Below are 12,257 nucleotides of genomic sequence, written 5' to 3' on the forward strand. Positions count from 1 at the left end.
GTAGGGTTTGTGGTCTGACCACACCGCAGTGTCGAAGGAGGATCGATGAACGCACCAGCGACGGCCGCGCCGGCCGCGGCCCCGGCGACGCAGCCCGCCACCCCAGCGGCGGAGCCCCGGGCCTGGGAGGTCGTGCTCGCCCGCATCGAGTCGGACCTCCTCAGCGGTGTCCTCACCCCCGGTGACCGCCTGCCCGGCGAACGACAGCTCGCGATCGACCTCGGCGTCGGTCGGTCCAGCGTCCGCGAGGCGATCCGGGTCCTCGAGGTCCTGGGACTCATCCGCACCCACACGGGATCCGGCCCCACCGCCGGCGCGATCATCGTCGCCACGCCGTCCGGCGGCATGGCCACCCTCATGCGGCTCCAGGTGGCCGCGCAAGGCTTCGCCGTCCAGGACGTGGTCGACACCCGGCTCGTGATCGAGACCGCGGTCGTCCACAGTCTCGCGTCGCGCGCCGGAACGACCGTCCCCGATCTCACACACCCCGAGGCTCTGCTCGACGCGATGGACCAGTCGACGCTCACGGAGGCCGAGTTCCTCGCCCTCGACGCGCAGTTCCATCTGTCGCTCGCCGAGGCGGAGGGCAACCAGGTCCTCGTCGCCACGATGTCCGGCCTCCGCGACTCGATCGAGCGCTACGTCCTGGCCGGTGTCCCGCAACTGGCGTCGTGGTCAGCCACCGCCGACCGCCTGCGCGCCGAGCACCGGGGCATCGTGGAGGCGATCCGCCACGCCGACGCCCCGCTGGCCCGCGATTCCGTCCGCTCCCACATCACCAACTACTACCAGGCTCGCGAACTGTCAGAAGACGACAGTCCGCACCCCTCGACACCCACCTCAAGCGACAGTTCGCGGAAAGAAGAGACAGACCATGGTTGAACGCCGCATCCCCAAGCCCCATGACCTCCTGCCGCTCATGCAGTTCAAGAAGCCGGAGTTCAACGCTCGCCGGCGACGCCTGGCGGCCGCCACCACCATCAGCGACCTCCGGGCGATCGCGAAGAAGGTCACGCCGACGGCGCCCTTCGATTACACCGACGGCGCCGCCGAGGGCGAGATCTCGCTGGCTCGGGCACGGCAGGCGTTCCAGGACATCGAGTTCCACCCGGCCGTCCTGAAGAACGTCGCGAACGTCGACACCGGCTGGGACGTCCTCGGCGAGCGTGTCGCGTTCCCCTTCGGCATCGCGCCGACCGGCTTCACCCGCATGATGCAGACCGAGGGCGAACGGGCGGGAGCCTCCGCCGCCGCGGCCGCGGGCATCCCCTTCACCCTGTCGACCATGGGCACGACCTCGATCGAGGACGTCAAGGCGGCGGCACCCGGTGGGCGCAACTGGTTCCAGCTGTACATGTGGAGCGAGCGCGAACGGTCGATGGCGCTCGTCGATCGCGCGGCCGCGGCGGGCTATGACACCCTCGTCGTGACGGTCGACACCCCGGTCGGCGGCGCCCGCCTGCGCGACGTCCGCAACGGCATGACGATCCCGCCGTCGCTCACCCCGAAGACCATCGTCGACGCGCTCCCCCGCCCGGCATGGTGGATCAACTTCCTCACCACGGAGCCACTGGCCTTCGCGAGCCTCGACCGCTGGTCGGGAACCGTCGCGGCGCTCATCGACACGATGTTCGACCCGACCGTCGGCCCGGACGAGGTCAAGTACATCCGCGAGCAGTGGAAGGGCAAGCTCATCGTCAAGGGCGTCCAGTCGGTCGCCGATGCGAAGCTCGCCGTCGACCTCGGTGCGGACGCCGTCCAGCTCTCCAACCACGGCGGCCGCCAGCTCGACCGCGCGCCGATCCCGTTCCACCTCCTGCCGAGCGTCGTGCGCGAGGTGGGCAAGGACGCAGAGGTGCACCTCGACACCGGCATCATGAACGGCGCCGACATCGTGGCCTCCGTCGCGCTCGGTGCGCGCTTCACCTTCATCGGCCGCGCCTACCTGTACGGGCTCATGGCCGGTGGACGCGAGGGCGTCGATCGTGCGATCCAGATCCTCTCGGGTGAGATCGTGCGCACGATGAAGCTGCTGGGTGTCGCGTCGCTCGACGAGCTGCAGCCTCACCACGTGACGCAGCTGTCGCGGTTCACGACCCTGCAGCCGCTGCCCGAGCAGTCGACACTGAGTGCCGGACGCTCCACAACAGCGAAGCCCGCGACGTCGCCCGCCCGCAAGGCTCCGGCGCGGAAGCCCGCAGCCGCGAAGGCGTAACCGCCTCCTCACTCGACCGGCCCCGGTCACCGCGCGCGTCGAAGGATCCTTGTCGACACGCTTGGTGACCGGGGCCTTGGACGTCCTCGCAGGCGCACAGTTCCGTCCCGCGCTCTCGCCAGACGGAACGCCGCACGACGCGAGCACGGGGCCGCCTCACGCTTCCGCATGAGACGACCCCGCCGCCGGCCTGGGCCGATCAGTCCTGCCCGAACCCCGGGCAGGACCGTCTCGTCATTCCGTCAGGTCCGAGCCGACCTCCTCACGCTGACGGCGGCGCACGATGAGGCCGAAGCCCAGGGCGATCCCGAGCAGCGCGAGTGCCGCTGCGCCTCCGAGGAAGGCGCCCTCGGCTCCGGTCTTCGCGAGCGGACCGTCCGTCGATCCGGACGAGACGACGGGTGCCGGCGTGTTCGGTTCGGGCGTCTCCGGTACGACGATTCCGACGTACCAGGACTCGGTGGAGGCGGATACCAGCGAGCGAGGCTGCACGCCGTCGTCGAACGATCCAGACCCGTCTTCCGCGGTCGCCGCGACGACCCGGTGGTGTGCGCCGAGCTCGGCGCGCTCCTCGAGATCGACGCTGACCGACGCACCTGGTGCCAGCGCACCGTCGACGGACAAGGCTGACCGGGGCTCCATGCCGTCGTCGAGGACGACGTCCGTGAGTGTCCGCGGACCGGTGTTCGTCACGATGTACGTCCACGTGATGCCGTCAGCAGCCAGGATCTCCGGCCCGGGAGCCTCCTCGACGATTTCGCCGTTCAGCAGCACCTCGACGCTGATCTCACCGGCGGTCGGCAGCTGCACTTCGGCCAGGTCGTCGTCGGAGACGCGCGATCCATCGGCAGCATGTGCTCCCGACGCCGACACCTCGCGCAAGACGAAGCCCGCGTCGATGTCCGACTGCGTGATCGTGGTCTCGAACGTGGTCACTTCGATCGAGCCGGGGGCCAGGGACTCCCAGGTCCCGATCGTCTGCTCGTCGTCGTGGACCTCGACGTTCCGCAGCGTCGGCAGGCCGGCGTTCTCGACCGTCACGGTCCAGTCGACCGTGGCACCGACCGCGACCTCGTCGCGGACGCTGCCCACGATCGACACCGCCACCGCCGCACCCGTTGCCAGATCGATCGTCACCGAGTCGCGATCCTCGACGGTCTCACCGGCGAGGTCGACACCGGACGCGACCGCATCCGTGGTCAAGGACCCTCGATCGATGTCGGCCTGCGTCAGCGTGTACTCCACCGTCGCGACCGCGGACTCGCCGAGCTGCAAGGTCCCGGGCTCGCCCGGCCACACCACGTCCGGTTCACCCATGCCCGCGAACCGGTCGCGGACCTGGACCTCCGTCAGCGCCGTGCCGGCGCTCGTGTTCGTCGCGGTGAGCTCGAACTCGATCACCGAGCCGACGACCAGGTCGCCGTCAGGCAGGATCGCCCGCTCGTCGACCGTGATCGAGGAGTCGATCACACCCTGATACCAGCTGACGTCCTCAGCACGCACCGGACCGACCGGCCGATCGCCTGCCTCAACGCCGGAGACCACGGCACGAACGAGCTGCTCGTCGAACACGGCGTTGGACGACACCGTGATGACCGTGCTCTCGCCAGGGGCGAGCGTCTCGATGACCGCCAGCTCCGACCCGAACGAATCCGAAACGGACAGGTCGGCAAGCGTGCGGATACCGGTGTTGGTGACCACGTACGTCCACTCGATCGACTCGCCGACCGTCACCTCAGGACCAGGAGCCGAAACGACATCCTCTCCGTTCAGCAACACCTCGATCGACACCGCACCGGCCACGTCCAGCGGCACCTCCGCACTGTCCTCATCGGTCACCGACGAACCGTCCGCAGCGTGGAACCCTTCCACCTCCACCGATCGGGATACCAGGCCGGCATCGATGTCGGACTGGATCAGGGAAGTCTCGAACGTGGTGATCTCGATCGCCGCGGGCGCGAGGGTGTCCCAGCTGCCGATCGACTGTTCGCCATCGCGAACCTCGACATCACGCAGCGTCGGCAAGCCGGCGTTCTCGACGGTGACGGTCCAGTCCACCGCGGCACCGACCGCGACCTCGTCGCGCACGCTGCCCACGATCGACACCTTCACCGCAGCCCCCGTGACGAGATCGACGGTGATGCTGTCGTCATCGCTGACAGCGCTTCCCAGCGCGTCGGTCCCGGCGACGGTCGCATCGTTGGTCAGGTGACCACGGTCGATGTCGGACTGCGTCACGGTGTAGCTCGCCGTCGCCTGCACGGTCGCCCCGGCAGCCAGCACACCGGATTCGGCGGGCCAGTCGAAGGTGAGGTCGCTCAGGCCCCGGAGGTCGTCGTCCAACTGGACGTCGCTGAGGGTTCCTTGCCCGCTGTTCGTGGCGACGAAGGTGTAGTCGATGACCGAGCCGACCTTGAGATCACCCTCGGGCAACGTCGCGCGCTTGTCGAGCACGATGCTCGAGTCGACGGTCTGGTACCCGAACACGAGGTCGTCGCGACCACTTCCCATCGGGACCGTGAACGGACCGGCGACGTCGTCTCGGCGATCCTGCCAACCGGCGGTCTGCAGGTGTGACGCCGGGAGCGTCGTGCCGTCGACGACCACCTCGTACTCCTGGCTGGAGACGAGCCCGTCGATCGAGAACGTCCCGTCCGATGCGGTCGAGCTTTGCTCGATCGCATCGCCGCCGGCCGGACGGAGGTCGAGCCTCACGTCGGCCAGGCCGGGCTCGTCGGCCTGCTGCACGCCGTCGCCGTTCCGGTCGTCGAAGACGACACCGCTTACCGTGGAGCCGACGACCTCGGACGTCTGGTTCGGCGTCCGGAGACGGACCGAGTTCGATCCGAAGAAGGCGTCGGCGCTGTTCTGGTAGACGTCTCCCGCCTCCTGCCCCTCCACCGAGAGGTCGAGACGGAGGCCACCCGCGGCCGTGGAGTCGAACCCGACGTAGACGACACGCACAGCGGTGACGGACGAGAGATCGGCGTCCTCGGCGAGATCGACCCACTCGACCTCGTCGCCGGGTGCATCGCCGATGAGGCGAGGATCGGCGGTCGTGATCTGCACGGTCGCCGGCTCGACGCCCAACAGGCGAAGGCTCTGGAGCGTGGCGGTCCCCGAGAAGCTGGAGCCGCGGGCGTCGCCGTTGTACGGCAGGACGTCGAGGAACACGACGTTGCCCTCGTAGTTGCTCCGGGTGAAGTTGTACCAATAGGTCGTGAAGTCGATCGACGTGTCGTCGGACTCGATCTGCGGCTTCCCCGCGGCGCCGCTCAGCGACAGGGTGTCCACTTGCACGACGTTGACACGCGAGGACGCCTGGAGCGTAGTGTCGCCGATGCCGGAGAGGGTGCTCAAGGTGGACAGGGTGCCGTTGGTCCCGCTGGTCCAACCGTTCGGCTTGACCGGCCGCTGGACCGACACCGTCGTGCCGATGCGAACGGGCTTGAGCGACGTGGACGACGCACCGAGCACGACCGGGGCCGTGCTCTCGAGCGTGACGTAGGCGGGAGCGCGGTCGTCGCGGGTGCCGGGGAGGCCATCGGGGCCGAGGTCGGCCTCGCGCACGTCGACGACTCGCCACGCCGGGTCGAGGCGCGACACGTCGAAGGCCGTCACCGCGGAGTCGAGTCGCACCTCGGTGCGGACCGCGTCGAAGGTGATCGGCGCAGCGTCGAGGCGTGCGCCGGCCGGTCGAACCAGACCGGTCTGCGCGATCTGGTCGACGGAGTTGCCGCCGACGACCGAGGCCGAACCCGCTGCCAGCGAGTGGTTCGTGGTGAACAGCTCGACGCAGGTGCTCGTCCGCTGTCCGCGGGCACCGGTCTCGTCCGCCGTCCAGGTGTGGTTGATCGTGATGCAGGATCCGACCGGCGCACGCGCCTCCAACGGGACACGGACGGACAGCTTGAAGTCGGCAACACGCCCGATCACGTCCTTCTGCCAACTCTCTCCGAGGTACTGCACGCGCACTCCGGTGATCGCCGTGGGGCCTCCGGCCTCCTGCGGCGTGTCGAACCAGGCGTTGCTCTCGGGGTCCTGCTGATCGGTTCCGTTCGTGTACTGGACGAGGAACCGGTCGGCCGGCTGCTGCTGGAGGGTGCTGTCGCGGACGACACCGAAAGCCACGGCGGGGGTGTCGAGGACGAACTGAGCCTCCTCGGGATTCCAGAACTGGTGGGTGACCAGGTTCGTCAGCCCCTGGCTGCGGGTCTGGCCGGACTCCGCTCGGGTCGGCGGGGTGACCGTCCCCTCGGAGAAGAGCTCGGCGTCCGGCGACACCAGACTGTTGCTCACGCTCGTCCAGCGGGACGCGTTGAGCGGCGGATAGCTCGGCGTTCCGGAGATGTAGCGTGCTGCGGAGATGCCCGCCGTCGGCGGAGCGAGGACCCAGCCGCCCTCTTCGTCGTCCTTCAGGTTCTGCGTCAGACGCGCTGAGGACTGACCACCGATCGCACCGACGATGGTCGAGCCACCGTTGGTGGTCCAATCGGGACCCGTCAGGGTGTAGGGGATCACGATGGCATCGGCCGCCTTCTCAGGGACGTCGTCCTTCGGGTACCAGAGGGTCGGCCGGATGGCCAGGCGGGTGGGAGCCACGTCGCTGATCGGGAGGGAGGTGATCCGTAGGGTGATCTCCTTGCCGTCGACGGAGACGATTTCCGCAAGGTCGCTCTCGAGTTCGACGCCACCGGCGGTGGGACCGTCGTACGTCAGGGTGACGTCGATCGGGAGGTCGATCTCCATGGGCCGCCGCTGTCCGGCTTCGAGCAACGAGGTCAGCTGTACGCCGATGGACAGCGGAATCGCATCCTCCAGACCGTTCCCGAAGTCGTACTGGCCGAGCGCGTTGGACTGGCCACCGACCGGCGTGAGGTCCGACCGGTACTCACCCACGGTCGTGAGCGTCCCGCCGGACGCCTCTCGAGCGCCCGTGCCGTCCTCGTAGACGACCGTCGCGTCGTACACCGTGCCGGGGGCCGTCGTGAATCCGTTCATCGTCGCGGTGAGACCGTCGACCGTCACGAGTGACCCCGAGGGGATCGACATCGTCGCACGGAGCGTGCGCCCACCGTCCTCGAGCACGTAGCGGGAGGTGAACGTCGGAGAGTCGTTGTTCAACTTGATGAGGGACGATTCGTCCCAGACCCACCCCTCGGGCAGGGTCTGCGAGGCGACACCGTCGGTGAGTCCGTCGCTTCCGAGCGACCAGGCGAACATCGCCGAGGAGCCGGTCGCGATGAGTCCGTTGTCGGCAGCCGGGTCGAGCGTGCCGACGATGCCGTCGTCCGTGATCGAGAGCTTGAACTCGGTGAACGAGCCGACGGCTTGGAGGTCGGTGGTCGCCGCAGCCGGCGCCGAGAGCACACCACCGAGCGCGGTCGTGATGGCCAGGGTGCCGGCCATGAGTTGCAGGCGCGAACGCCAGCGAGGGGGTTTCATGCTGTTTCCTTCGAGAGAACGATTGCGGCCGGGCGGCCGCACGGGGACGGGATGTCGGGGAGGGTGGTCACTGAGCCGGCGCCAGGGTGTTGCCGGGGAAGGCGTCCTCGGTGAGCTCGGCGCCGTCGAGCCAGGTGAGGTCGTTGCCGGATCCGACGACGTCGACACGTTCGACGAAGTCGATGCTGATCGTGTTGTCGTCGCCGTCGACCGTGAGCGAGGTCGCCGAGTCCGCATGCAGCGTGACGGCGTCGGCTCGCACCGTCACGGCACCGCAGTCGCCGATGAGGCGCACGTTCGCGCCGTCCGAGCCGATGGTGACATCACGGCCGGTGCACTGGGTGACGGCAGGTTCGGCAACGCTGGCGATCGGTGCGGACGTACAGGCGACGAGGGTGCCGGCGAGCGCAAGGGTCACGGCGGCGAGGACGGCTGGTTTCATGGGGGAGATCTCCGGTCGGTTTCCGAATGTCTGATTCTACACGTGAAATACTAGCCGACGAATGAGTGATATACAAGCGGTCCCAAGAGCGCAAGCCGACACAACGACGGAACGCGCGACCCCTCAGGGCCGCGCGTTCCGTCGGATGCGCTGCGTGCGCGTCGGTGCCTGGGGCTCCGCCCCTACCCCACCCTCCTCCGCGCGCACGCGATCGCGATCGCAATCGCGGAGGACCCGAGCCCGGCGAGGATCAGGATCGCCGCCAGTGCGAACGGCGCGGAGTCGGCCCCCGTCCGGACCAGCGACCCTTCCTCGGACGACCGATCGATCGGGGTCGGAGGCGGAACGACCACCGTCGCAGCGGTGATCGTCCAGGTGAACGTCGTGGAAGCGACCAGTTCGCCTGCGGTCGCCGAGACGGTCACGGCGAAGACACCGACGGTGGTCGGGATCCCCTGCAGCACGCCCGTCGACGGGTCCAGACCGATGCCGCCGGGCAATCCCACCGCCGAGTAGGTGACGGCCGAGCCGTCCGACGTCGTCGCGTTCGCGGCGACGGAGACCGCATCCCCCGACCGGTCGCTCCGATCGGCCAAGGGATCCAGTGCGATCGTCGGTGCCGGTGGATCCACCGTCAGGGTCGCTGCCGCAGTCGGCGTCGACCCGACCGAGTTCGTGAAGACCGCACGGTATCGCTGGCCCGACTGATCGACCGTCGCCGCCTCGATCGTCAGCGACGGTGCGGTCTCATCGGCGAGATCACTCCAGGTCGCGCCCCCGTCGGTACTGACCTGCCAGACCACGGTGGTCGCCTCGACGCTCGAGGCCTGGGCCTCGAAGGTCGCATCACCGCCGGCAGCCACGCGCTGATCGACCGGATCGGAGACGATGGACGGTGCCGTGGCGATGGGATCGATCACCGTCAGGTTGTTGCTCCGGATGCTCGTCACGAAGGTCCGATGGCGGGTCGGGTCGGTCGCGATCTGGAACGCGCCGATCGCGGGCACGTCCTGGACACGGGCGCCGGTGGCCGCATCGACCACCACGACCGTTCCGCCGTTCGACTGCGGGGACGTGAGGAAGGCCGACTCGAGCGCACGGTCGGCGGAGGTGAAGTAGGTGTTCGTGACGTCGATGGACCCGGACACCGCCCCGGTCGAGGTGTCGTGGACGGTCGCCGTCGGGCCGAGCTGCGCCGTGACGAAGGCGCTCGTCTCGTCCGAGGAGAGGAGGAGGCTCTGCGGCACGCGGTTCGTCGACCAGCTCGTCCGCAGCGTCCCGTCCGCGGTGTCGAACACGAGCACCTGGTCGTTGTTCGGTGCGACGGCGTACGCGGTGGTTCCTGCGGCGTCGACGGTGACCTCCTGCATCCCGGTCACAGCCGACCAGGTGGTGACCGGGACCGGAGCCGCCGGATCCGAAGCGTCGAGCACCGAGAGGTAGGCCGAGGCGGAGTTCACCACGTAGATCTGCTTCGTCGAGAGGTTCAGGCTGACGCCCGTCGGCGCGTTTCCGACGGGCACGCTGGCCACGACCGACGCGGACACGGGATCGATGACCGCGAGGGACCCCTGCAGCAGGTTGCCGGTGTATTGCGACACGTAGACGTAGCCACTCGCCGGGTCGACCGCGATCTGTGATGGCAGGTTCGGGACGGCGACCGTCGTCACCCGCTCCAGCGTGTCGGCGTCGTAGACCCAGACGACGTTCGACGTCCGGCCCGACACGTAGACGAGCCCACGGTTCGGATCGACGGCGACCCCGTACGGTCGAGCGTCGAGTGTCAGGACGCGGCTCGCCTGATACTCCGGCGCGGCCGCCGACGCCGCTTGCGGCAGGCCGACCGACATGGTCATCGCCGCAACCGCGATCACCGCGGCGACGACCTTCCGAATCACGGGCATACGCCACCCCATCGCTCGAGCCACTCCCCCCACCGAGATCGTCGAGGAGTCCGGACCGCACCGACCGATCGCCTGAGCGAGGATCAGTTCTGCGGCGACTTCGCGACAGTTGTTGGTGAGGATAGCGGTCACGGGACCGCACCGACAACCGGTCGCGGAAATCGGCCAGCGCCGGTCGCTCGGGCCGGACTCGCGCGCTCACACCATCACACCGCCCTCCCCGGGTTGTCCCCGATGCCCTCCGTCGCTCCGTCGGGGACGATGGATCCGTCCGGACGGTCGCAGCACCTGCGCCGTCGGGCCGGTGTTCGACGATCGGGAGGCGACGGTGGCACACCTCCTCGTGATCGGTGGGAGCGGCCGCACCGGGCGGCTCATCATCGGCGAGGCACTTCGCCGCGGCCACTCGGTCACCGCGCTCGTCCGCGACCCCGCCGCCGTCGTCCCCGGCGACCGCCTGACGGTCGTCCAGGGGTCTCCACTGCGGAGTGAGGACGTCGAGGAGGCCATGCGTGGCGCGCAGGCCGTCATCATCGCCCTCAGCAACATCGGCTCGTCCGACTGGCCGTGGGCGCGCCAGGTCAGCCCTCCCGACCTCATCTCGAACGCCGTGCGAGTCGCCACGGACGCGATGCGCTCGCGTGGGTTGCGGCGAGTCGTCCTCCTCTCCGCGCTCGGCGCCGGCGAGTCGGTCCGGAGCGTCCCAGCAGGCTTGCGGTGGGCGACGCACTTCCTCCGACTCGGCACCGTCTACGCCGATCACGAGCAGGCGGACGCGTTCCTCCGCCGCTCGGAACTCGACTGGACCATCGTGCACCCGACCGTGCTCTCCCCCAGTGACGCCCGACGCCCGGTCGTGTCCTCACCACCGGGGAGCTGGCCGAGCTCGCTCCGCATCCCTCGCTGCGACGTCGCCGCATACCTCGTGGATGCGGTCGACGACGAGGACCTCATCGGTTCTACCCCGGTCATCTCGTCAGGGCCGCGCCGCAGCTGACGACGCGCCCGCCGACGGGCGCCATCGCGACTCAGGAACCGGCGGCCGCCCGTGACGCTGCGGGACGACGCCCGATGATGCGGTCCGTCAGTTCGCAGACGCCCCACCAGGTGACGCGGAGCATGGCTTCGACGACGATGCCGCTCGTCATCTTGGACGCCCCGAGCGTCCGCTCGGTGAAGGTGATCGGCACTTCGACGATCCGCAGACCGGCGCGGTTCGCGTGCCAGAGCATGTCGACCTGGAAGCCGTAGCCGTGGCTGTGGACCTCGTCGAGCTGCAGCCGCCGCAATGCGTCAGCACTGAACACACGGTAGCCGCCGGTCACGTCCCGCGCGGGCAGCCGGAGCGCGAACCGGGCGTAGGCACTGCCGACCCGCGAGATGGCCTCGCGATGCTTGGGCCAGTTGACGACGGTGCCGCCCGGGACCCAGCGCGACCCGAGGACGACGTCCGCCTCCGCGGTGGCCGCGAGGAGCGCCGGCAACTGCTCGGGGGCATGGGATCCGTCGGCGTCCATCTCGACCACGTTGCCGAATCCGCGCCCGAGCGCCCAGGCGAAGCCGGCTTTGTAGGCGGCGCCGAGCCCTTCCTTGCCGGTGCGGTGCAGCACGTGTACCGCGTCGTCCTCGGCGGCGAGACGGTCGGCGATCGCTCCGGTGCCGTCGGGTGAGTTGTCGTCGACCACGAGCACCTCGACGGATGGTGCAGCGGCACGGACGCGCGCGATGATCCTCTCCAGGTTCTCGCGTTCGTTGTAGGTGGGGATGATGACCACCGTGGAATCCATGTGCCGTCCTCGTGTCTGCTCAGCCAGCGTAGCGCGCTGAACAGGACCGTATCGGCGGCCTCCGACCGGACGGCCGGACGCTCAGGAAACGGTCGGCGAACGTCCGGCCAGGGATCAGTTGTTGCTGGCGAAATGCGCCGGGATGAAGATCGCGAGCGCGATCATGAGGATGCCACCCATGAACCAGACGGCCTGCAGGACGTCCGTGCGGAACGCCTCGCCGAACGCCCACATGCCGCCGGCGAACAGGGCGAAGGCGATCACGACCCAGAACCCCGTCGCATCACTCAGGGTGCCGGAGCGTCCTGCGTCGGCGCGTTCGTGGTCACGTCGTTCTCCGGCGTCCATGGGTGCCCTTCCTCGGGTTCAAGCGGTCAGTGCAGGTATACGCCGCGCCACCGGCACCCGCAACCCCTCGACATCGACCCCGGCCCCTGAGACCGCACAGCCCCGGTCCGGTCCCT

8 protein-coding genes are annotated in these 12,257 nt (G+C 69.2%); 3 read left to right on the forward strand and 5 right to left on the reverse strand.

Annotation, left to right across the window (positions count from 1 at the left end; all coding sequences use genetic code 11):
- Positions 1–45 precede the first annotated feature (45 nt).
- The gene (locus QRN44_RS01695) at positions 46–882 is read left to right on the forward strand and encodes a FadR/GntR family transcriptional regulator (protein ID WP_285038131.1); all 837 of its coding nucleotides are present in this window, start codon (positions 46–48) and stop codon (positions 880–882) included.
- Positions 875–2,215 (forward strand): alpha-hydroxy acid oxidase, encoded by a 1,341-nt coding sequence (locus QRN44_RS01700; protein WP_079003581.1) that lies wholly within the window; start codon positions 875–877, stop codon positions 2,213–2,215. Before QRN44_RS01695 ends, QRN44_RS01700 begins: the two co-directional genes overlap by 8 nt.
- 234 nt (positions 2,216–2,449) lie before the next feature.
- Here the strand turns inward: QRN44_RS01700 and QRN44_RS01705 are convergent, their stop codons facing one another.
- From QRN44_RS01705 to QRN44_RS01715, 3 genes are all read right to left on the reverse strand, one after another.
- Complete coding sequence (locus QRN44_RS01705; RefSeq protein WP_285038132.1) at positions 2,450–7,660, reverse strand: CLIPPER-2 domain-containing protein; 5,211 nt, start codon at positions 7,658–7,660, stop codon at positions 2,450–2,452.
- 67 nt (positions 7,661–7,727) lie between these two features.
- Positions 7,728–8,102: a DUF3060 domain-containing protein gene (locus QRN44_RS01710; RefSeq protein WP_175118058.1), complete on the reverse strand. Its 375-nt coding sequence runs from the start codon at positions 8,100–8,102 to the stop codon at positions 7,728–7,730.
- Between the two features lie 182 nt (positions 8,103–8,284).
- Positions 8,285–10,006 carry a YncE family protein gene (locus QRN44_RS01715; RefSeq protein ID WP_285038133.1) on the reverse strand — a complete coding sequence of 574 codons (1,722 nt, stop codon included), beginning with the start codon at positions 10,004–10,006 and terminating at the stop codon, positions 8,285–8,287.
- Between the two features lie 328 nt (positions 10,007–10,334).
- On the opposite strand from QRN44_RS01715, the gene QRN44_RS01720 reads away from it, so the two are divergent.
- Complete coding sequence (locus QRN44_RS01720) at positions 10,335–11,003, forward strand: NAD(P)-dependent oxidoreductase (RefSeq protein ID WP_285038134.1); 669 nt, start codon at positions 10,335–10,337, stop codon at positions 11,001–11,003.
- Positions 11,004–11,034: 31 nt separating this feature from the next.
- On the opposite strand, the gene QRN44_RS01725 is transcribed toward QRN44_RS01720, so the two are convergent.
- A complete protein-coding gene (locus QRN44_RS01725; protein WP_121292152.1) occupies positions 11,035–11,793 on the reverse strand; it encodes a polyprenol monophosphomannose synthase in 759 nt (252 codons plus the stop codon).
- Positions 11,794–11,907: 114 nt separating this feature from the next.
- A complete protein-coding gene (locus QRN44_RS01730) occupies positions 11,908–12,141 on the reverse strand; it encodes a hypothetical protein (protein WP_064294883.1) in 234 nt (77 codons plus the stop codon).
- Between the last annotated feature and the right edge of the window lie 116 nt (positions 12,142–12,257).

It is taken from the genome of Plantibacter sp. lyk4-40-MEA-4 (assembly GCF_030209415.1).
Lineage (GTDB): Bacteria > Actinomycetota > Actinomycetes > Actinomycetales > Microbacteriaceae > Plantibacter > Plantibacter flavus_A.